This window comes from Dorea sp. AM58-8 (assembly GCF_003464045.1).
GTDB lineage: Bacteria > Bacillota > Clostridia > Lachnospirales > Lachnospiraceae > Claveliimonas > Claveliimonas ammoniilytica.
This window is the reverse complement of the sequence record NZ_QSDM01000010.1, coordinates 47,735-69,617: the sequence shown is the minus strand read 5'-3', so window position 1 is coordinate 69,617 and position 21,883 is coordinate 47,735. Positions and strand designations below refer to the sequence as shown.

The window sequence follows — 21,883 nt, the reverse complement described above, 5'->3', positions numbered from 1 at the left end:
AATTAGCCTTCCAGCTGTGGAAGTTCCTGACCGCGCAGCATGATCACCGGGCCGCCGGTTCCTTCTATATAAGATCGGGTGATCACTACTTCACCAATGCTGTCATCCTTTGGAATCTCGTACATAATATCCAACATAAATTCCTCAATGATCGCACGAAGCGCACGGGCTCCTGTATTCTTCTTCACTGCTTTCTCTGCGATTGCACGAAGCGCATCATCCTCAAATTCCAGCTTTACTTCATCCAACGCCAGAAGCTTCTGATACTGCTTCAGGATGGCATTCTTAGGCTCTTTGAGAATCTTAACCAGCAGATCTTCATCCAATCCCTGGAGCGTAAATATAATCGGCAGACGTCCGATAAACTCCGGGATCATACCAAATGCACGCAGATCTTCAATCGTTACCTTAGACAGAATATTCTTGTCATGGTCATATTTGTCTTTCAGCTCTGCATTAAATCCAATAGTTGCCTGTTTGGTCAAACGCTCTTTGATAATATTGTCCAGATCCGGAAATGCACCGCCGCAGATAAATAAAATATTCTTGGTATTCACCGTAGTGAGCGGCACCATAGCATTCTTGCTGTTGGCTCCAACAGGAACTTCTACTTCACTGCCCTCTAATAACTTCAGCATGCCCTGCTGAACAGATTCACCGCTGACATCACGCTGGCTGGTATTCTTTTTCTTGGCAATCTTATCAATCTCATCGATGAAGATAATGCCCTGCTCTGCCTTCTCTACATCATTATCCGCTGCCGCCAGAAGCTTGGATACCACACTCTCAATATCATCACCGATATAGCCCGCCTCAGTCAGAGACGTTGCATCCGTGATTGCAAGCGGCACATCAAGAAGTTTCGCCAGTGTCTTGACCAGATATGTCTTACCGCAACCGGTAGGACCAATCATCAGCATGTTAGATTTCTCGATCTCAATATCATCCATCGTATCCGTTGCTACACGTTTGTAATGATTATATACTGCTACCGACATTGCTTTCTTGGCATATTCCTGTCCTACTACAAAGTCATCCAGCTTCGCCTTAATCTTATGCGGTGCCGGAATATCCTTGATATCCAGGATCGGCTTACGCTCTTCGCCTTCTTTTTTCTTCTTGATCTTCTGCTTCTTTGGGATCACATTCTCAAGATCATCCACACTGAACATCTGCACTCCCGGCATATTCAGAAGCTGGCTGTAATCCATCTGTCCGCCTGACATCATATCGAAGCTCTTCTGCATGCAGTCCGGACACACACTGATATGATTCGGCAGATCCATCATCTTGCCGGTCTGGCTTTCCGGTCTGTGACAGATGAAGCATACCTTTTCATATTCATCATCATCTTTCTTCTGATCTTCGACAACAACATCCTTGTCATCTACTTTTTCTACTTCATTTTCCAATTCATTATGATTCATATTATCTTTTTCTGACATTCGTTTTCTCCTAATTTATAACATCCTTAAAAAGTCTTCTTCCGTAATAATCGGAATACCCAAATCTTTCGCCTTTTTATTCTTGGAGGATGTAGATTCCACGTTATTATTGATCAGGTAATTGGTCTTGGATGTTACTGAACCAGTCACCTTTCCACCTTTGGATTCAATCAGTGTCTTTACCTCATTACGGTTAGCAAAATGCTCCACACTTCCGGTAATTACAAAGTTCATTCCGGCAAATGTCTGCTCGCCCACATCTTCCTGTTCTTCCGGTAACTTCACTTCCTTTAGAAGCTTTTCAAATAATTCCCGGTGCTCCGCATCTGCAAAATACGCCACATAATTGCCCGCGATCACATCACCGATTCCATCAATCGCAGCCAGATCTTCTGCGGTCAGATCCTTAACCCTCTCTGGGTCGTGTCCGATTTCCTTGCAGATCAGCTTCGCATTGGCAAGACCTATATTGGCAATTCCAAGTCCGTAGATCAGTCTCGGCAGTGTCGTCTCTCTTGCCTTCTCCACACTGGCGATCAGGTTATTATACGACTTCTCACCAAATCCATCCATCTCACAGATCTCCTCCCGATGCTGCTCCAGATGAAACAGGTCTGCGAAATCATGAATAAAACCTCTGGCTATAAACTTTTCCAATGTAGCTTCCGACAATCCATCAATGTTCAGCGCATCCCGGCTTACGAACAATGCGTAAGACTTCAGTTGCTTCGCCTGACATTCCGGATTGGTGCAATACAATGCTTTGGCGTTACTGATACTCCGGATCTCCGTGGCACCTCCGCACACCGGACAGACCTCGGGATATCTTTCACACCGCTTCTGGTCAGATTCTCTGCAATCTGCGGAATGATCATATTTGCCTTATAGACCTCGATCTGGTCTCCGATACCAAGCTCTAATTCTTCCATAATGCTGATATTATGAACACTAGCACGGCTCACAGTCGTACCTTCCAGTTCCACCGGATCAAAGATTGCTACCGGATTGATCAGTCCTGTTCTCGATGGGCTCCATTCAATCTCACGCAATACCGTCTTGCTCGTCTCATCTGCCCATTTAAAGGCAAATGAATCTCTCGGAAACTTCGATGTTCTGCCCAGAGACTGACCGTATGCTACATCATCATATATTAACACAAGTCCGTCAGACGGAAAATCATTCGACACGATTTTTTCCGAAAATTTAATAACTTCATTCGGTATCTCTTCCCGACTCACAACAATATGTTCTACTACTTCAAAACCCTGACTCGCAAGCCAGTCTAACTGCGCTGCTCTGGAATTATGGAAGTCCACACCCTCTGCCTGTACCAGCGAAAATCCGTAGAACTTCACATTACGCTTTGCTGTGATCTCGCTGTTTAACTGGCGGACCGATCCGCTGCACAGATTTCTCGGATTCTTATATTTGGCATCTACTTCTGCAATCTCTTCATTAATCTTTTCAAAATCTTTATATCCGATCACTGCCTCACCACGAAGAACCAGCTCACCCTTATACGGAATCTGCAGCGGCAGATTCTTGAATGTTCTGGCGTTAGCTGTAATAACCTCACCGACTTCACCATTTCCTCTGGTAACCGCCTTCACAAGACCGCCATCACGATAGGTTAATACAATGGTCAGCCCATCCATCTTCCAGGACATGACCACTTTCTGGTCTCCGGCAAATGCCTGCAGTCCGGCAACATCTTTTGTCTTATCCAATGACAGCATCGGACTCGGATGCCGTTCTTTTGGAAGCTCGCTTAATATTTCATATCCTACATTCACCGTCGGACTGGAAGACAACGTAACTCCGGTCTGAGCCTCCAGTGCCTGCAGCTCGTCATACAGTGCATCATATTCGTAATTGGACATAATCTCGTCCGCATCCTGATAATAGGCTTTCGCCGCCCGGTTCAGAAGCTCCACCAGCTCCTGCATTCTCCTGGTATCTGTATTGTTATTCATAATCTTCTATCTTCCTTTTCCGCCCGGCGCATTCTCCGAGCCTTTCAATTCTTCATATAATTCATTCAGTTCCTCATCCGTAAGGCTCCGATATTCGCCTCGCTTCAGATTCCCCAGTTCGATATTCATAATACGCACACGCACAAGCTCTGTCACCTTATACCCCAGCGCCTCGCTCATCCTTCGGATCTGGCGGTTCAGTCCCTGTGTCAGCACGATGCGGAACTTATATTTTCCAATCTTCTCTACCGTACACGGTCTGGTCACTGCATCCAGACCTTTTTCCTTATCCTGAATATGCACACCTGCTGCCATCTGTTCCACAAATTCATCCGTTACCGGCTTGTTCACAGTCACCTTGTATTCCTTCTCATGACGGTTACCGGCACGCATCATTTTATTAATGATGTCACCGTTATTGGTCATCAGAAGAAGTCCCTCCGAATCTTTGTCTAAGCGTCCTACATAAGTCACCCGTACCGGATAATCCAGAAACCGAATGATATTATTCTTCGTGCGCATGTCTTCCGTACAGACCACACCCGCCGGTTTATTCACTGCAAGCACTACCATAGCATTCTTTCCGCGGATCTCCTTCTTGCCAACTGTCACTGTCTGATTCGGCAATACCTTCATGCCGCAGGATGCCGTCACTCCATCTATCTTCACTTTACCGGCTTCGATCAACCGGTCTGCCTCACGCCGGGAACAGATACCCGCATCACTGATGTACTTATTCAGGCGGACTGGCTTCACTTCCCTGCGATTGTATTCTTCCTCAATTCGATTCTTCATATTCGATACCCTTATATCCTAAAATATTACGTTTTCTTTCCTATATATAATAACGGGTTATGGTACTTTTTGCAACGAGCATAATGTAAGGAATTCTCCCTACAATCCATTTCCATTTTCTGATATTTTATGGTATATTTAATATAAAATTATACTTATATGACAGGTGATGTTTGCATGATAGATCTCAAAACAATTCATTATATCAAAGCAATTGCCGAAGAAGGCAGTTTTCAAAAAGCGGCTGCTTCCTTATATATCAGCCAGCCTGCGCTTAGTCAATACATAAAACGTATAGAAAACGAACTGTCTTTTCCTTTATATGAACGCCAAAACGGTAAATGTGTCCTTACACCTCCGGGAGAGATTCTTCTTCAAAAGGGATCTGATATATTGTCACAGTTTGACACGATGATTGAAGAAATGAAAATCTGTGCCAATTCTCAAAAAAAGGATATATATTTCGGTTGTCCTACTGGCTATTCCGTTCCCTGGTTCAGTGAATTTCTGTTAAATTGCAAACACTTCTCGGATTGTGAGTATCATTTATCAGAAGATTCCGTGGAAGCCCTTATCAATATGCTTGCCAAAAAAAAGCTCGATATTGTATTCATACCGGCAATTTACTATCATCCCGATATCATATATCGGACAATCTGTCACGAAGCTTATTATCTTGCTGTTCCGAATGGACACACAATCAATAAAACGATAGAAGCTCACAACGAAAAGGGAACGGTTGATTTATCCACGTTGGATGAGCTGGCTTTTATTTCCGGTCCAGCCAAGGCATACACAGAATTCATAAGACCCTTATTCGAAGATGCAGAACTTGATGTAAATACCATTTTTGTCGCCAAAAACTGGGACATTGCGCATTCCATGGTAGAAAGAGGCATTGGAACAACGATTGTGCCTTATTGGTTTACACACCACCAGAATAATTACGTAAATTATTACCGCATAGTCAGTTCCAAGAAAACCTACCGGATTTTTGCTTACGCCATGCGCAATCAGTGTAACATCTCTGCTGAAACACAGCACATCATCGACTATATCATCCAAAAGTGTGGGGATATACACGCACACGAAATCGTAGAACCCACATCACTGATTCTGGATTATATGACCAAAGCGCCTTTATCGGAGATTTTTGAAGAATAATCTCTGTACAAAAGAGCACCCGGACAAATCACTGTCCGGGTGCTCTTTTACATTCCCATCATATATACTTTTACATCACACTATTCTGCATTTTCTAGGCTGACCACTTCAACTGGTTCATCAGTTTTCTTCATTCGCATATATGCATAAAATCCAACCCCTAATACTGTCCAGATAAGCAGACATATATACGCCTCTTTTCCAAGCACGCTATTCAATCCCGGAATTGGTACCAATAACAAAATTGCAAACAAAACAGATAAAACAACGCCTATTCCACCTATAATCATGCAATTAGTTGAATGTGCTTTTCTTGCACATTTAAATGCAGCCAGCGATGTGTAAAAATATCCGATGGCACCACCTACGCATGACATATCAACCAGCCACCCCAGCGCAGTTCTTCCAAAGAACGGAGCAACCATTGTTATGATCATTAAAAAAATAATTGCGTTTTTCGGAGTCTTGCTTTTTTTATCAACAACCCCAAACCATTTTGGCAAGAACTCTTCTCTTGACATAGAGAACAGCAACCTGCTTGCAGCCATATAGAATCCTACAATTCCCGATAATACTGCTGCTAACACAGCGACACCGATAAACAGCAGTCCTGCCTTACCCAACAATTCATATGCAGCATAAAACGTCGGTAATGCTTCCAGACCTTCTAACTGCTTTGCCTCCCGGATATACTCTATCCATGAAGAATATCCCGCTGGAAGCACAAAAGCTGTTACCGTATTCAAAATAATATATACACCACCGCCGAACATAATCGAAGCAATCATAATTGTTCTCGTTTTTTTAGGTGAAAAATTACTTTCTTCCGCAACCTGCGGTATCGTATCAAATCCAAAGAACGCCCATGGAGCCATTGTCACGATTGAAAATATACCGGCTATTTTAGAGGTTTCACTCGAAAAGAATGGTCTCATATTATCTACTGATGCTTTTGGACTCACTATACTTGCCACTGCTATTACAACCACACCCAGAACCAGCATAACTGTCAGAAGAATCTGAAAATTACCAGCCATATTCACACCCTTGATACACAGTATTCCAAGCAGACAGCTAACAGACACAGCAAGAGCAATTTCACCTACATACACTTCGTATCCTGCCACACTATAATGCGGTCCTATCCGAAACACACTATTTAACAAGGTTCTTCCAATTAATGCTAACGCTGTTGCATTCATTGCAATCGGCATAATATATGCCAATGACAAAAACCAGGAACAAAAATAAGCATGTCCATCTCCAAAGATCATTTGTGTATACTTGAATTCTCCACCTGCCACTGGATACAATCTTACCATATAGTTATAATTGACCGAAATCAGACTCATAACAACAATTGCCAATATCATACCAATCAAAGTCCCAAGCGGTCCCGCATCCATTAAGAACGTATCTCCAGGCATCACAAATGCTCCCCATCCGATGATACATCCAAAAGCTAATGCCCATACACTTGTCGTTGACAGTTTCTTTTCTAATTTCTGTTCTTCACCCATTCGCTTGCCTTCTTTCACCGCTTACTGTTTTTCTTTAGTGCCTACCTGACAATGAATTCCTCTTCCATTGAAGTATTCTGCCATTTTTTTAACCTTTTCAGTAAATGCTTTACGGTCTACCACAATATTTTCCATCTTATACGGAATACCCAAAGACTGATATTTTTCCTCGCCCAGCCGCATAAAACTTAATAATTGCAAGGTTCTAACTTTTCCATCCATTTCGTTCAAAATGAAATCTGCCGTTTTTTCAAGATTATCTTTGCCATCGTTAATGCCAGGGATCACCGGAATTCGTAAAATAATCTCTTTATTCAGATCTGCCAGTTTCTTCAAATTCTCCAATATCAGATAATTGTCCCTTCCAGTATGTTTTTTATGCACATTTGTATCCATATGTTTGATATCAGATATGATGATATCTGTATATGGGAGAACTTTTTCAATCGTACTCCATTCTGCATAAAATGTTGATTCCAGACATGTCTGTATCTTTTCTTCTTTACAACGTCTGAACAACTCAACAACAAAATCCATCTGTATCACAGGATCACCGCCAGACACTGTAACTCCACCACCAGATTTCTCGTAATAGCCTCTGTCTTTTAATATGATCTCCATGCACTCATCTACAGTCATCTCTTTTCCCCATGCTTTGATCGCATCGGACGGACATGCCTGGTAACATTTCATACAATTTGTACATATATCCCTGTTAATCTTAACGAGCTTACCATCCTCGAAACAAAGAGCCCCGTCTACCGGGCAGACATTCTTACAGGCATTGCACTTTTCCTGAGAAATGCATTTACTCGAATATATCCCCGCCTGCATATGATATAGCCAGCTTTCCGGGTTACTGCACCATTCACAGCGCAATGGGCAGCCTTTCAAAAACAACTCTGTTCGAATACCAGGTCCATCATGAATGGTAAATCTCTGGACATTGAATACAATTCCTGTATCTTTACACATTCTGCACCTCCTGACTAAATAACTTCAATTAAGCTTCTTACGAAAAGATTACATCCTACTGCGAACAGAACTACATAGATTACACGCAGGAACTGTTCTCTGTTAATCTTGTCAAGGAATTTAATTCCAAGTAAGAATCCTACTGCTGCAAATGGCCAGCATACTGCTACAGCACTCCACAGGTATGGTGTCCATGCTCCGTTTCTAAACTGATTGATCGCATTCAGGGTATCCATGATGCACCAGAAACAGATCATTGTATTTCTGAATCTTGTCTTATCCTTAACTGCACTCAATGTATACACTGTAATCAATGGACCTCCGATATTGAATGCTCCATGAACAATTCCTCCTGTAATAAGACAGATAACACGAAGTACTTTTGCTTTTGGAGAGTCATCCTCTTCTTTCATTTCTTTCTTCAACACTAATGGCACAATAATATTCTGATAAATCTTAAACAGTGCAATTACCATAACAACTGCTCCGATTGCAATCTTTGCCATTGCCGGATCAATCGCATAAAACAGATACTGACCTACCAGAAGACCCGGCAGACATGCAATAAGTATTTTTCCCAAATCCTTCCATGAAATATTTTTCAGAGATTTTAATGTTAAGATCAGTGCCAGTGACGTGGACATGATTGTTCCAAATGGAACCGCAGTCGTTACACCTAAAATACTTGTTGCGAATGGTGAAGAAATAACTGTACATCCAAATCCTGCACTACCTTCCACAAAAAAGCCAAATATCTGTATAATTCCAAGTAATATAAATCCCATCTCAAATGTCATCGCATTTTCCTCCTTTAACCACGAAAGTCTGGAGTATATTACATGCTCCAGACTTTCTCATTTCTCAAATAATCAAACTATAACCATTCATTAAAAATGAAATTCTGTACGGTCAATCAGGTCATTCTGTAATGGTGTACCCAATTCAACGAAGTATGCACTGTAACCAGCCACACGAACAAGCATATCTTTGTAATTTTCAGGGTGCTTCTGAGCCTTTCTCATCTTATCAGCGCTCATGATATTAAACTGAATATGCATACCACCTTTATCCAGATATTCATCAACAAAGCTTACCAGATTATCTCTTCCTTCCTCTCCGGATACAGCTTCCTCCGGGAATCTTGCATTCAGAAGAGTTCCGTTCTGTGCCAGGCTGTGGTCAACCTTTGCAACTGAGTTGATCAGTGCTGTCGGTCCTGATACATCATGCTGACTGCCCTGTGTATGAACTGGTCCCATATTATCAGACAGTGGTTCGCCATTCTTACGTCCATCCAGTGATGCATTTGTTGCAAGTCCAAGTCCTACGTTAGCATTTACTGTGTAAACACCTGGAATGTATGAACCGCCACGAGGATTCGTACCTTTATTCAGATTTCTGCAGAAACTTTCATATACAAATTTGAACAATTCATCTGCATAATCATCATCATTACCATAATGATGAATCTTAGAGCTGTTAACCAGTGCATATAACTGATCATGTCCTTCCCAGTTATCATATACTGCCTGAAGCAGCTCATCGCCTGTATAACGTTTTTCCTCAAATACCAGCTGTTTGATTGTAGAAAGAATATCTGCACAGGTTGCAATACCAGCCGCCTGCGGTGCTGTAAAGTTATACTTTGCTCCGCCTTCTGTGATACATTTACCTCTTTCGATACAATCTTCATACATAGATGAAATATATGGTAATGGTTTAACTTCTCTGTGAGCGATATCAATCACATCATTGCTTCCACGAATCTGTTCACACCAGTATGCAAACTGTTTGTCAACTGCTTCCAGAACTTCATCAAATGTCTTGTATGTACGAAGACTTCCGTAATCAGGGCCTAACTGTCCGTCGATATGCATCAGACGTCCATTATTTAATGCCAACTCTACAATCTTGGCAGAATTGATATATCCTGCGCCATGCCATCCATTTTCCTTACCTGGCAGATTCGGCTCTACACATCCTACAACACTGTAGTCTCTTGCTTCTTCAAGCGTATGACCCTTCTTTAACATAGCCTCAATAGCCGGTGCATCATTGAATACCTTCGGATGTCCAAATCCGGCTCTGATACATTCAATCGTCTTAACTTTCAATTCGTATGGTGTATTTTCATGCATACGTACACAAAGCCATGGATTCATCATACGAGTATGAGCAGATGCTTCAATCATCATCATAGTCAGATCATTTGTTGCATCATTTCCTTCTCTGTCAACTCCTCCGATAACAAGACTTTCTCCACCAAATCCACGTCCATTACGAACCACAACTGTACTCTTGTCTTTCAGCTTGGTCGGATTGTTCATCTTAACGTACTGATTCTCAATCAGCTCAAGCGCAAACTCTTTCGGAATTGTACCATTTTTCATGTCCTTCTCATAGAATGGATATAACCACTGATCCATACGTCCGTATGAAATTGAATGTCCATTTCCCTCGATCTGGATCAATGTTGTTGCCAGATTAAACAGCTGAATTGCCTGCCAGAATGTCTGAGGCACACCACCAGCGATCTGATAACAGTTTGCTGACATTGTCTCTAATTCCTGTTTTCTCTTCGGATCTTCTTCTTTTGCAGCCATTTCTTCTGCAAGCTTTGCATAACGTCTGATATACATCTTGACAGAATCAAGCATCATAATCATAGCTGTCAGGAAATCTTTTCGTTCTGCATAATCCTCATCTGTTTCTTTCAATTTAGCAAGTGATTCTCTGGCCTTTTCCTGAATTCCATCATATCCAAGCTTCATCAGCATTGCGTAATCTACTTCTGTATGTCCAACTCCGGCATAATGATAGTCATTTGTAACATATACCTTAGCTCCTGCCTCTGAGCCTTTCAACTGATCAGGTGTCAGTCTGGAATTGATCAGGTCATCAACTGTTTTTCCTCTCCAGTACTCTGCGAGCTCAACAATATCTTTACGATCCTGATCATTTCTGATATAGAACTGATCATGTGCACGTTCCTCAAATGGGAAATGAAGCACTTCATCAATCAGCCACTCTACTGAAAATTCCGGATAAATCGGAGCTGCTTTAGCAGGTGCGGCAATTTCTCCCACGATCAGGTCCTCATCATAGATATAAAGTGGAATGTTAGCCAGAATTTTATCAAAAGCATATGCACACTGCATCTTTCTTGTACAATCCTCATGCTCTTTGTAAGATTCTGTAACCAGTCTCAGTCTGTCTACATCCACATCATATGGTCTGTCCAGGAATTTCTGTCTGAGGTGATTAACTCTCGGAAATGGTGACCAGTCTTCATGATGTACCTGATATCCCAAAGAATATGTGTGATCATATGGATGTATTCCACTTGCGGTTGTGTGCTGAACTTTCATGTTATATCCTCCTTGTGTTCGATATATTCGTTTTTATATTTTACGGCCGTTTTTCTTTGTCTAAAATATAACATGAATTACCGTTCTTGGATAATACCAGTTCCTTATACATCTATATAACTTAATGTTATATAACTTTCACAATAACCTTTCGTTATGATATTTTTTACAACTCATTTTTGTTAATTCTTATTTTTTTGTATATTATTCCTCACCTTATAATTATGTAGACACTCCAACTGTTTTCTTTTTATGTCTTATTTTTAACATTCTGACAATGCATTTTTATCTTCACATAAGGGGATTACATATGATATACTGAATATTACTATATACTAGTCTTCCGAATGGAGAACATCTATGATCAGCTTAACTTTAAATACAAAAAAATGCATGGCAGAGCTTCTGCTCCGCGAGACATTCGACTCGTTTCTGTTTATCGAAGGCTCTGTCACCACGTTTAATAAATTCACCATCGACGGCTATATCCACAGCGATTTCTATGAAGAGAATGCTCCGGCAGAACCATACAGCGTCTGGAAATCACTCCGGGAATTTGTCTTTTCTATTATTAAAGGCAAACGGACACCATTGGATTTTCACTTCGTATTCTCCCTATCTGCTGATGCCGTCCGCACTCTTATTACAGAGAATGCGTTGGACTTTCAGCCGGAATCTGTGCAGGGACTATACCTTAACTTCCGATATGACGGTTCCACGCTCACCTGTGTGACAGGAACTTCATTAAAAGTATTTACATTGGATAAATCACTGGATCACGCATTTGATAAATGGGTAGAAAAATTCTTTGCAAAACATGAAATAGAATATAATGTAGCTTTATAGCAGAAAAGATTGCGATTTATTCGAATCGCAATCTTTTTGTTAATCGTATGTATTTTATTAAAATATTTAATTTGTCATAATTTCAATTGTATTTATCTCTTACAAATGCTATACTCATCACATGGGTGTTACCATAACGGTAAGCGGTTAGTTCTTCAACAGAGGAACTGCGATCCTCTGATTACATAGAAACTCACATGGGAATCTAACGGAAAGGAGGACTAAGCCAATGAGTATTGCAGATTTTATTGCAGTAGTAAGCTTCGGCTTAACTTGCTTTAGTATCGGATACGCATTCGGTAAAGATATTAACAAAACGCAAAAATAGCCGCCTCGTCTGCAAACTATGCGGCTATCTTTGATATTCTAATAGCAAATCGGACTAACCGTCTATCGGCGACACCCTATTTCTATAATCATATTATCATGGTTTCATACAAATGTCAAAAAGATTCCATTATAAAAAAGTTACAAAAAGAGCCGCGACTTTCATCACAACTCTTTTTGCATCTAGGAGAGACAATCTATTTCAGTATATCTGCTATGTCTTTTTTCTGTTCCAGGGCTTCCAGATCTTCCATGATCTCTTTTTGCCACTCTTCCGGTAGATCTACAATGTACTCTGCTTCTGTTTTCAGAAGAGTCTTGGTCATTTTTCCATAATACAATGCACTGGCTGCTGTCAGGAGCAGCTCCGGTGAGCTCTGGTCATGCTTACGCACGATAGCAAGTGGTGCCATAATTCGCTCGGTAGCACCAAGCTTACGGTCTACGTCTCTTGCATTACGCTCGATACTGTCTACAATGTTTCTGTTCTGGAATTTATCAACCGCCATATCAGAAAATTCCTTCTGTTCCTTGGTTGTAATCTGATATTCTTCACAGATGCAATGATTTAATGTCTTTAAGATGCCTTCGATGCAGGATACAATCTCTGTATCATTGGCAGCATCACTGTAGACTTCATATTTTTTATAATATCCAAGGTAAGATACTACCGCAGAAATACAGTTATATGTGTAGATTTTTCTCTGCATCAGTACATCCAACTTCTCCTCGGCTACCATATTTTCATATGGCAGGGTATGTCCCAATGCTACCACATCGTATGGCAGATAATCCAGGTTCTGGCTCAGGATATCCAGAGACCATTTTTCTCCAATGGTTGTACAGAATACAATAGCTTCTGCCAGATGCACTCTCTGATCCTCGCAGAGTTCCATCATATCCTGCTTCACATTAACGCCATTCTCTGCAGTCAGTATATCAATATCATCCTTTGTACGCACTGCCAGCCCCTTCTTCAGACTGACTGCTACATCTTTCAGATTCTTCTTGCCCACACTTACCATGATCAGATCTGCATCTGCCATAGCCCGGATGCCATCTTCCGAGTCAATCAGATAAGCATTATAATTCTCCAGTTCCAGCGGTTTTCTTGCTCCCGGTCCAAAAGACACATGATAACATGGCTCAGTCTGCAATGCGTGAATCAATTCTTCATCTTTATCCAGAAAAGTAATTGATTCCGCTTGAAAGAAACGATTCAGATACCCTCTCCCCGTCTGGCCGGCTCCAATGATTACTATATTACTCATGACCTTTCACCAATCCCTGTTCTTTTATTTCTTCTACTGATTTCAATACTTCTGCGTATAATGGTTCTTCTTTATCAAGTTCGCACACATTCTGCAACACATATTCCACACCATATGTCTGACGCATCTCTTTAAGTTTCATGGCAGATTCATCCGTCGACTCATCGAAATACAGTGCCTTCGCTATAGTATCAATCAACGTCTTCGGATAAATACCATGTTTTAAAGCCATACGGCATGGTGCTACGAGACGATCCTGTGGTCCGAGCTTACGTAGTGGATCCTTGGCATGACGAATAACCTTATCTACAATAACTCTGTCACAATATTTTGCTCTTGCTTTCTTAGCAAATGCTTCCTGCTGCGCCGGATCTACACCAAGTTCTGCTTCCAGTGTCTGATTGATCTCTTTGTATGCACTGTCCAGAAGCTTCTGGATCTCCGGGCTGTTAGCTGCATCTGCAAGAATATCATATCCAAGTAAATATCCTGTATATGCAATAACCGCATTACTGGTATTATTGGTGTACATCTTCTGTGTCAGAAAATTACCAAAATGATCCATCAATTCTACACTTTTAATCTCTGGAATCTCCCCTTTTAATCTTGACTTATCAATCGGCAGATACCAGAAGTTCTGTACCCATACATCCTGTGGATACTTCTTAGCAAGTTCCTCATCCGGCTGTGTAGCGGTACGCATCAGTACAGCTTCTGAGATACCCACATATTCTTCAAATATCTTGCGGTTCTCGTCATTTAGTGCTTCCATCAGAGGCTTCTTAAATGTCTCTGCTGCATCTTTCCAGTTCTCACATACGATGATGTTCTTCACTACTTTCTGTGCTCCGTATGTATTAATGATATCCGCAACACTCTGGGCTGCTGCCGGCAGGTGATTACCTCCTACAGATACAAATGCCAGATCTGCTTTGTAGAACTCATCGTAAATCTCTTTTTTAGAATCGTATGTAAATGCCTGAATACCTGTAACGTCACTGTCTAATGATTCATCTCCGAGTACATGTACATGATACTGTTTCTTTTCATTCAACACATTTACAATTGGTTCAAATACATCTACAAAGGTAATTTCAAAATCACTAAGATAAAGTAACTGTCCGATAAATCCTCTCGCAATCTTACCCGCTCCAAATATAACTGCTTTCTTCTTCATGAATTTCCTCCAAATGTTTATATTTCCTGCAAATTTTAGTAAACAAAAAAGTCAGCAGATGCTGACTTTTTTATCATTAGTTTTCTGATGCGATCTTCACAAATGTCTGTGCTCTTCTGGTCAGTTCATCGTAATTTCCTTCTGCGATTACTTTCTTGTCAAGGAGTCGTCCGCTGATACCAGCTGCAGAATATCCTGCTTTCAGGAAATCTGCAAAATTCTCTTCATTCACTCCTGCTGCTGCAAGGAATTTTACGTGGTTAACAGGACCTTTGACATCCTTCAGATATCCAAGTCCAAGCCATCCTGCCGGGAAGATCTTCACGATATCTGCGCCAGCATCATGTGCATCCAGGATCTCAGACGGTGTCATTGCTCCCGGAATAGATACCAGACCAGCTGCTTTTGTAGCTTTGATTACATCAATATTTACATTCGGTGACAGGCAAAATTCTCCGCCTGCTTCTTTGGTAGCAATTACGTGCTCTACACAGGTTACAGTTCCTGATCCGACTTTCATGTCCGGAAACTCTTCTCTGATCATACGGATTGCACCACAGGTCTTCTCAATTGCGTCCGGATCTGCCTGGTCGAATGTCACCTCAGCCATACGGATTCCACCCTTATGAAGAGCAGTGATCACCTTGCGGAGATCATCTCCGTAATATCCACGACAGATTACCAATACCTTGTTGTCTTCAATAAATTTTACTACGTCACTCATTGTATTACGCGCCTTTCTTATAACCTATACATATTTTTCAACCAGTTCCTCTGAGTCTGATACTACTACACGGAAGAATACTTTAATTCCTTTGTCGATCAGATTTCTCAGATCCTGATTCTCAGCTTCACTTGTGGAAATGTTCTTATATAATGTCTTACGCCCTGCCTTAGCGCCAATACCGCCCACATTAACAGATTCTAGTTTAACGCCTGCATCTGCAAGTGCTACCAGAACGCCTGGTGTCTTAACCAAAACCAGGATTTTCTTTCCATCATCTTCACCCTTTAAATAATCGATTCCATCTGCCACGTTGAAAATCTCAAGGTTAATCTTTGCAGGCACACTGGATTTCATGATCATCTGGATGAATGCGTCTTTTGCCACACCGTCATCTATGATTACTACCTCATTTGCATCAGCGTGCTGAATCCACTGCGTCATTACCTGTCCGTGAATCAGACGGTCGTCAATTCTTGTCCATACAATATTTTTCATGATTATTCTCCTTTCTTAACACCGAAATACTCTAAAATGTGATCTACAGCTGTATTGGTCATCAGATTGATTGCTTCTACACTTACTGCAGCAGTATGCGGACTTAATACCACATTATCAAGGTTTTCAAATTTCTCATTGATATGCGGTTCCCCTTTAAATACGTCCGTACCATATCCGTATATTCGGTGCTCTGCGAGTGCCTCAATCAGCGCCTCTTCGTCTACCAGAGAAGCTCTGGCAGTATTGATCAGAACTGTATTCTTATTCATAGAAGCCAGTTCCTTTTCTCCAACTAATGGAGTTCCATCCGGATTACCCGGAACATGAAGGGTAATAATATCTGCTTTTTTGAAAATCTCTTCCGGCTCCATAACCGTGATATCGTTTTCCTTACAGTAAGCTTCGTCTAAGAATTTGTCATATCCAAGAATCTTGCAGTCAAAACCTTTCAGTCTCTTTACTACCTGGCGTCCAATAGAACCAAGTCCGACAACGCCTACGGTCTTGTGGCACAGGTTGATACCAGTCTCTTTCTGCCATGTTCCTGCTTTCAGGTTCTTATCTACTGTGCTGATATGACGCATTACAGAAAGCATCAGTCCGATCGCATAATCTGCAACTGCTTCTGTGTTGCAGTTTCTTGTAATGGTAACTTCAATATTTCTCTTTTTAGCTTCTTCCAGATCGATGTTATCAATACCTACACCATAACGAGAAATGATCTTTAATTTATCTGCTTTCTCTAATACTTTTTTGCTGACTGTGTCTGAGCCAAGGATGATTGCGTCTACACCAGGTACTTCACCCATCATTTCCTCTTCATTCATAATGTGATGATATCTGTTGCCGACTACCTCCCAGCCCAGAGACTCCATGAGTTCTCTGGGTTTGGAGTCAAATTTTCCAAAGCTGTTAGATGTAATTAATACCTTCATGTCTAAATGCCTCCTACAGAATGCCGATCAGTCCACCGACAATACCTACTACAAAAATACCAATGATTACTTTGTTGATGCTTACTTTCTTTTTACCAATCAACCAGAATACCAGCATAACTGCACAGAATGGAAGCAGGTTCAGGATTACGGAATCAAGGATATCTGCCTGAATGTTCAGAACCTTTTCTCCAAGTGTCAGTTCCAGTGGTGTACTTAACTTAACCGTATTGGCCGCCAGCGCTCCGATTGTTACAGAACCCATCGTAGTGATGATAGTCATGATCTTCTCCATACGGTTACCCTGGAAGAATTCTGCTACGAAAGCAGTACCTTTGTCGTATACTTTCATGAACAGTGTGTGGCTGATACCCCAGTTAAGTGCCAGCGTAGCAAGCATATAAAAGATTGGTGCAAACAGATTACCTGCCTGTCCAAGTGCAATTGCGATAGATCCGATAATCGGGATCAATGTTCCCTGACGAAGTGTATCACCGATACCTGCCAGAGGTCCCATCAAACTTGTCTTGATAGCACTGATTGCCTGTCCGTCGATGTCTGCACCGTTTGCCTTTTCCTCCTCCATAGCGATTGCTGCACCAAGGATTACAGGTCCTACCAGAGCGAACTCTGAGTTATAGAATTCCATGTGGCGCTGGCAGGCTTCTGCCTTCTGCTCCGGATCATCGTCATACAATTTATCAATGATGTTTCTCATACCTGAGAAGAATCCAGGTGCCTGCAGTCTTTCATAACTACAGCAAGCCTGTGCATATGTTTCAAATGTCCAATATGCTTTATTCAAATCTTTTTTTGTCAAAGATACTTTCTTCTGTGTTTCCATTGTCTGCTCTCCCATTTTCTACACCTCCTGATCTTTAAATTTCAGTTCGCCGTATACGTATGCAAGGATACCAGCGAAGATTGCGATTACAAGCATTCCAAGTCCTGAATATGTCTGAAGGAAGAATCCCAGTACAAAGAAAAGAAGGATTCCTTTTCTTGTGTTCAGCATCTTCAGAAGCATTCCGATACCAATTGCCGGAAGGAGGCTACCGATTACGCTCAGAATGTGAAGTGGTGTTCCTGATAATGCATCGATTGCGCCCTGTACTGCTGCTGATCCAAGGTATACCATTGCGGCTACAGGAATTGTAGTTACTAAGCAGGCAAAAATCTGGGTTGGCCATTTCTGCCAGAATGCCATTTTCTTTGTATCACCTGTCAGTGCGTATTTGTCCATCTGGTGTACAAAGTAGATATTTACTGTCTGGCGCAGTGTCCAGATCATTGTACCTGCAATACCAAGAGGTACTGCGATAGCAATTGCTGCCTCAGCAGAAGCTCCTGATGAAAGTGCAAGTGCGGTACCTACGATACCACCGATACCGGCATCTGCCGGAAGTGTTCCACCTGCATTGATGAATCCAAGGTACAGTGTGTTGATTGTTGCACCGATGATAACGCCCTGTGTTACATCACCAAGGATCAAACCTGTAATTGCACCACACACGATTGGCTGACGGATAGATACACTACCAAGACCGGTTACCCACGGTGTTCCGTTGTTTGTCAGGTAATACAGTAAGCCTAACAAAATTGCCTGAAATATTGAAATATGCATAATTCTCTTCTCCTCCTTTTAGATCTGAATCTTGTCTTTTAAGTTAACGATGCCCTCCGGACCTGACGTCAGGCAGGCGCTTTTGAGTTCTTCCAGGTTCATATAGGATGTACCGGATGCAGCTTCCAGAAGCATCGGCAAGTTCACTCCGGTAATACACTCTGCTTTTACCTCACTGCCTAACTCGTAAAAGCTTCGTGCAGTCGCATTGTACGGGCTGCCTCCAAGCAGATCGGTCAGAACCAGTACTCCATCTCCTCCTGACTGCTCTTCCAGTCGGACGATTGCGTCCTTGACTGTATCTTTCAGCGCGTCTATATCGTCACCATGATATAATCCATAGCTCTCAACCAAAGGTGCTTCTCCCATGATCAGCTTTGCGCTTCCTACTAATGCATTTGCCAGATCACCATGTGTGACCAATAATAATGCTACCATCTAATTCTTCCCTCCTTCATTCTCCGGAATTATTGCAATAATCTCGATGAACACACTTTATCACCCAACTATTTTTTTGTAAAATTTTAGGTTTTTTTACACACTGTGCCTTTTGTGTATCTCATCTTTTTTCGCCATTTTATGCTGTTTTTGACAACTTTGTTCTATTTTTCACGAATTTTGCAGTTGAATTTTTACAGTTTTTCATAGATAATACAAAGTACCGACACGGTAAATACACTTTCTGTGTTCGAATCACGCAATAATTTACACAGTTTTCTTTATACTTTTTTTATTTTTTGCTCAGAAGGGAGACACCATGGAGAAAAAAGAACAGGTATATCAACATATTCGTAGTGATACGATTACCAAATTAAAAGAAGAACAATTTGAATCGCTGGGTCTGGACACGCTGACGGTCAGCCTGGATCTGAAAATGAACCGTGCCAACATATCCAGACTTCTTAATCAGCTTTATAATGAAGGAAGACTGATCAAAACGGATTCGAGACCGGTATTCTTTATGGATCGGTCAGCACTGGACCGCTATGTAGAACACGCCTACATCCCTTCCATCATTCCAAAGGACAAGACAATCAAGGACTATCTGGCTACCTCCAATGCATCTGCATCCAAGGTACGACAGGATCATATCAACACCTTTAACCGCTATATCACCAATCTCCGTCATTCAAAAATGGCAGAACCGGTGCGTAAGGCAAAGTCAGCAATCCTGTATCCTTCCGGACTGAACACACTAATCATCGGCGATAGAGGTACCGGACGTTTTCAATTTGCGAAGGCAATGTCCAATTATGCAAGAGATGCACACTTTATTGATGATAAGAAGAAGATTCATATTGTAGAGTGTCTAAATTATAGCGGAACTCCAGACAACACATTGCTTAAATTGTTGTTCGGTGAATACATTGCAAAAACGAACACCTGGAAGCGAGGACTTTTTCAACAGTCTTCCAATCATATTATCATTATGAATAATATCGACCAGCTGCCGTCAGGTGTGTTAAGTTCCCTGTACAATGCCATTTTGGATAAATCATTTTCACCGATCAATTCCAACAAGACGATTCCGTTGTCATCCCTGATCATTGCCACTGCATCCACAGCAGTTTTGAGAAATGACGGGGATTTACGCAGATGTTTTCCAATGTTTATCGATATGCCGAACCTGTATGAGCGATCCATTGTAGAAAAGCTGGTGATCATCATGCAATATCTTCAGGATGAAGCACTCACAATTGACAAGACGATCCGTATTTCCAAGGACGCGCTGAGCTGTCTTACCATGTCTGAATATAGCGGAAACCTGGCGCATCAGCGTTCCGAGATCCGGCAGGCATGTGCCAGCGGTTATCAGCGATATGTTGAAGAAAATTCCATGTTTATCGACATCGATCTGGATGATCTGTCCACACCTGTGCTGGAGAATATCTTCAATGTCGACGATCACATTGCAGAGCTTAATGAAACACTGAACCTGTTCTCAACAGAATATTTCTTCTTTTCAGCACAGAAACTCAATCCAGAACTGCAGCTTCTGTATGATCTGGATCAGCCGAACAAGAATGATAACCCGTTGACCGTCCGCAAAGTTGGTGATGAGCTCATCAATCAGTGTATTAGTGATATTGAATCTGCTGCTAATTCACAGCTGAACAGCCTTCGGTCTGTCATGTTACAGACGCTTTATGATACGATCCATCCAATCGTCCAGAATCATGCAATCTGTAAAAGCGAGAATCTGCTCTATGGTCTGCTTCTTCACATTTCCGGAGAGCTGAACAACCTAAAATCAGGCGTCACCTCTTCCACCGTCAGTCTGAATAACAAGATTGCCAGAGGAAGTGATTACGCCTATGCCAGCAGGATCTCCTCCACACTGAACGAAACAGATCACGTTAAGCTTCCGTCCATTGAAGTGGATTATATTGCAACATATCTGTACCTGTCTTCCCAGTGGATTGACAGACGATATATCCAGCTTCTGATCATTTCCTCCGGAAGAGAAATTTCCAGAAATTATGCTGATTTTATTAATGGTCAGAAGTTCAAAACCCATGCATCCTATATGACCGTATCAAAGGATGAACCGGCAGAAGCAATTATTCATGAAATTGCTGAGAAAATGCGCAAAATCGACCGTGGTCGAGGTGTTATCATCATCACCGACCAGTCATTTATCCCAAAACACAGTTCGCTGATTTCAAAACATTTTTCCGGCAAATACACGATCGTAGAGGATATGACGATTCAGAAGATCGTATCGATTGCAGAACATGTCGAATCTCTGGGTGCTACGATTCAGTCCTCCAATGCTTTTGATTCACTGACCACCGAACAGGTCACGGCAGAGACTTCGGTAGAGACACCGGCGCAAGAACTTCTGCAGAATATTCAGGAAAAATTGCTGTCTGAATCTCTGGTATTCCTGAATCCCGAAAAGGCATGCCAGGCTCTGTTCCATGTTCTGCTGAACATTTTGCAGGATCTGTCCGTTCCGTATTCGGACGACTTACTGATCAAATTCATTTTCCATACATCTTTTGCACTGGAACGATGCATAAGAAAAGAGCCGTTCGTCTATCCAAAAGCACGTATACTGATTAAACAGCATGCGACACTATTCAATGTATTGGAGAAAAATTTTGAGATCATCACTGAATTATTTTCCGTACAGATTCCTGCCAGTGAAATGGGATATGTTATAGAGATATTCCTGCCTTACTATCAGCAGAATGAAGAAAGTTAAGAGAACCTATAAAAGCCATAGCTCTGAGCC

At 41.7% G+C, this 21,883-nt stretch carries 17 protein-coding genes and 1 pseudogene; 3 read left to right on the top strand and 15 right to left on the bottom strand.

Annotated elements, in window-relative coordinates:
* Positions 1-2 precede the first annotated feature (2 nt).
* The 3 genes and pseudogenes from clpX to DXA18_RS08890 all read right to left on the bottom strand — a co-directional run bounded on the left by clpX (position 3) and on the right by DXA18_RS08890 (position 4,213).
* Positions 3-1,445 (bottom strand): ATP-dependent Clp protease ATP-binding subunit ClpX, encoded by a 1,443-nt coding sequence (gene clpX / locus DXA18_RS08900; protein ID WP_118383640.1) that lies wholly within the window; start codon positions 1,443-1,445, stop codon positions 3-5.
* 15 nt (positions 1,446-1,460) lie between these two features.
* A pseudogene (gene ligA / locus DXA18_RS17415) lies at positions 1,461-3,391 on the bottom strand (NAD-dependent DNA ligase LigA).
* Between the two features lie 33 nt (positions 3,392-3,424).
* Positions 3,425-4,213 (bottom strand): pseudouridine synthase, encoded by a 789-nt coding sequence (locus tag DXA18_RS08890; RefSeq protein ID WP_118383639.1) that lies wholly within the window; start codon positions 4,211-4,213, stop codon positions 3,425-3,427.
* Between the two features lie 177 nt (positions 4,214-4,390).
* Between DXA18_RS08890 and DXA18_RS08885 the strand changes: the two genes are divergently transcribed.
* Positions 4,391-5,377, top strand: a complete 987-nt coding sequence (locus DXA18_RS08885) for a LysR family transcriptional regulator (protein WP_158567109.1) — start codon at positions 4,391-4,393, stop codon at positions 5,375-5,377.
* An 80-nt stretch (positions 5,378-5,457) separates the two neighbouring features.
* Here the strand turns inward: DXA18_RS08885 and DXA18_RS08880 are convergent, their stop codons facing one another.
* From DXA18_RS08880 to hpfG, 4 genes are all read right to left on the bottom strand, one after another.
* Positions 5,458-6,897 carry an APC family permease gene (locus tag DXA18_RS08880; RefSeq protein WP_118383637.1) on the bottom strand — a complete coding sequence of 480 codons (1,440 nt, stop codon included), beginning with the start codon at positions 6,895-6,897 and terminating at the stop codon, positions 5,458-5,460.
* A 21-nt stretch (positions 6,898-6,918) separates the two neighbouring features.
* A complete protein-coding gene (gene hpfH / locus DXA18_RS08875; protein WP_118383636.1) occupies positions 6,919-7,872 on the bottom strand; it encodes a (2S)-3-sulfopropanediol dehydratase activating enzyme in 954 nt (317 codons plus the stop codon).
* Between the two features lie 14 nt (positions 7,873-7,886).
* Positions 7,887-8,669: a sulfite exporter TauE/SafE family protein gene (locus DXA18_RS08870; RefSeq protein ID WP_118383635.1), complete on the bottom strand. Its 783-nt coding sequence runs from the start codon at positions 8,667-8,669 to the stop codon at positions 7,887-7,889.
* 90 nt (positions 8,670-8,759) lie between these two features.
* Entirely contained in the window at positions 8,760-11,240 is a 2,481-nt protein-coding gene (hpfG, locus tag DXA18_RS08865) for a (2S)-3-sulfopropanediol dehydratase (RefSeq protein ID WP_118383634.1), read from the bottom strand.
* Between the two features lie 360 nt (positions 11,241-11,600).
* Between hpfG and DXA18_RS08860 the strand changes: the two genes are divergently transcribed.
* Positions 11,601-12,086 carry a DUF5721 family protein gene (locus tag DXA18_RS08860; RefSeq protein WP_118383633.1) on the top strand — a complete coding sequence of 162 codons (486 nt, stop codon included), beginning with the start codon at positions 11,601-11,603 and terminating at the stop codon, positions 12,084-12,086.
* 524 nt (positions 12,087-12,610) lie between these two features.
* On the opposite strand, the gene DXA18_RS08855 is transcribed toward DXA18_RS08860, so the two are convergent.
* The 8 genes from DXA18_RS08855 to DXA18_RS08820 form a co-directional block, all read right to left on the bottom strand.
* Positions 12,611-13,684 (bottom strand): 2-dehydropantoate 2-reductase N-terminal domain-containing protein, encoded by a 1,074-nt coding sequence (locus tag DXA18_RS08855; protein ID WP_118383632.1) that lies wholly within the window; start codon positions 13,682-13,684, stop codon positions 12,611-12,613.
* Entirely contained in the window at positions 13,677-14,861 is a 1,185-nt protein-coding gene (locus DXA18_RS08850) for a mannitol-1-phosphate 5-dehydrogenase (RefSeq protein WP_118383631.1), read from the bottom strand. The genes DXA18_RS08855 and DXA18_RS08850 overlap by 8 nt, the downstream gene beginning before the upstream one ends.
* A gap of 76 nt (positions 14,862-14,937) precedes the next feature.
* Positions 14,938-15,585 carry a bifunctional 4-hydroxy-2-oxoglutarate aldolase/2-dehydro-3-deoxy-phosphogluconate aldolase gene (locus DXA18_RS08845; protein WP_118383629.1) on the bottom strand — a complete coding sequence of 216 codons (648 nt, stop codon included), beginning with the start codon at positions 15,583-15,585 and terminating at the stop codon, positions 14,938-14,940.
* A 24-nt stretch (positions 15,586-15,609) separates the two neighbouring features.
* Complete coding sequence (locus tag DXA18_RS08840) at positions 15,610-16,083, bottom strand: PTS sugar transporter subunit IIB (protein ID WP_118383627.1); 474 nt, start codon at positions 16,081-16,083, stop codon at positions 15,610-15,612.
* 2 nt (positions 16,084-16,085) lie between these two features.
* Positions 16,086-17,021 (bottom strand): phosphoglycerate dehydrogenase, encoded by a 936-nt coding sequence (locus tag DXA18_RS08835; protein ID WP_118383625.1) that lies wholly within the window; start codon positions 17,019-17,021, stop codon positions 16,086-16,088.
* A 13-nt stretch (positions 17,022-17,034) separates the two neighbouring features.
* A complete protein-coding gene (locus DXA18_RS08830; RefSeq protein ID WP_118383623.1) occupies positions 17,035-17,880 on the bottom strand; it encodes a PTS system mannose/fructose/sorbose family transporter subunit IID in 846 nt (281 codons plus the stop codon).
* Between the two features lie 3 nt (positions 17,881-17,883).
* Positions 17,884-18,645 (bottom strand): PTS mannose/fructose/sorbose/N-acetylgalactosamine transporter subunit IIC, encoded by a 762-nt coding sequence (locus tag DXA18_RS08825; RefSeq protein WP_118383621.1) that lies wholly within the window; start codon positions 18,643-18,645, stop codon positions 17,884-17,886.
* A gap of 18 nt (positions 18,646-18,663) precedes the next feature.
* Positions 18,664-19,083 carry a PTS sugar transporter subunit IIA gene (locus tag DXA18_RS08820; RefSeq protein WP_118383619.1) on the bottom strand — a complete coding sequence of 140 codons (420 nt, stop codon included), beginning with the start codon at positions 19,081-19,083 and terminating at the stop codon, positions 18,664-18,666.
* A 319-nt stretch (positions 19,084-19,402) separates the two neighbouring features.
* Here DXA18_RS08820 and DXA18_RS08815 point away from each other — a divergent pair, with 319 nt between their 5' ends.
* Positions 19,403-21,853 (top strand): PRD domain-containing protein, encoded by a 2,451-nt coding sequence (locus DXA18_RS08815; protein WP_118383618.1) that lies wholly within the window; start codon positions 19,403-19,405, stop codon positions 21,851-21,853.
* The last annotated feature ends 30 nt before the right edge of the window (positions 21,854-21,883 follow it).

Bases quoted from the DNA above. Each gene is read 5' to 3' on its own strand.
- clpX (WP_118383640.1), bottom strand. From the start codon at position 1,445: ATGTCAGAAAAAGATAATATGAATCATAATGAATTGGAAAATGAAGTA.
- DXA18_RS08890 (WP_118383639.1), bottom strand. From the start codon at position 4,213: ATGAAGAATCGAATTGAGGAAGAATACAATCGCAGGGAAGTGAAGCCA.
- DXA18_RS08885 (WP_158567109.1), top strand. From the start codon at position 4,391: ATGATAGATCTCAAAACAATTCATTATATCAAAGCAATTGCCGAAGAA.
- DXA18_RS08880 (WP_118383637.1), bottom strand. From the start codon at position 6,897: ATGGGTGAAGAACAGAAATTAGAAAAGAAACTGTCAACGACAAGTGTA.
- hpfH (WP_118383636.1), bottom strand. From the start codon at position 7,872: ATGTGTAAAGATACAGGAATTGTATTCAATGTCCAGAGATTTACCATT.
- DXA18_RS08870 (WP_118383635.1), bottom strand. From the start codon at position 8,669: ATGACATTTGAGATGGGATTTATATTACTTGGAATTATACAGATATTT.
- hpfG (WP_118383634.1), bottom strand. From the start codon at position 11,240: ATGAAAGTTCAGCACACAACCGCAAGTGGAATACATCCATATGATCAC.
- DXA18_RS08860 (WP_118383633.1), top strand. From the start codon at position 11,601: ATGATCAGCTTAACTTTAAATACAAAAAAATGCATGGCAGAGCTTCTG.
- DXA18_RS08855 (WP_118383632.1), bottom strand. From the start codon at position 13,684: ATGAGTAATATAGTAATCATTGGAGCCGGCCAGACGGGGAGAGGGTAT.
- DXA18_RS08850 (WP_118383631.1), bottom strand. From the start codon at position 14,861: ATGAAGAAGAAAGCAGTTATATTTGGAGCGGGTAAGATTGCGAGAGGA.
- DXA18_RS08845 (WP_118383629.1), bottom strand. From the start codon at position 15,585: ATGAGTGACGTAGTAAAATTTATTGAAGACAACAAGGTATTGGTAATC.
- DXA18_RS08840 (WP_118383627.1), bottom strand. From the start codon at position 16,083: ATGAAAAATATTGTATGGACAAGAATTGACGACCGTCTGATTCACGGA.
- DXA18_RS08835 (WP_118383625.1), bottom strand. From the start codon at position 17,021: ATGAAGGTATTAATTACATCTAACAGCTTTGGAAAATTTGACTCCAAA.
- DXA18_RS08830 (WP_118383623.1), bottom strand. From the start codon at position 17,880: ATGGGAGAGCAGACAATGGAAACACAGAAGAAAGTATCTTTGACAAAA.
- DXA18_RS08825 (WP_118383621.1), bottom strand. From the start codon at position 18,645: ATGCATATTTCAATATTTCAGGCAATTTTGTTAGGCTTACTGTATTAC.
- DXA18_RS08820 (WP_118383619.1), bottom strand. From the start codon at position 19,083: ATGGTAGCATTATTATTGGTCACACATGGTGATCTGGCAAATGCATTA.
- DXA18_RS08815 (WP_118383618.1), top strand. From the start codon at position 19,403: ATGGAGAAAAAAGAACAGGTATATCAACATATTCGTAGTGATACGATT.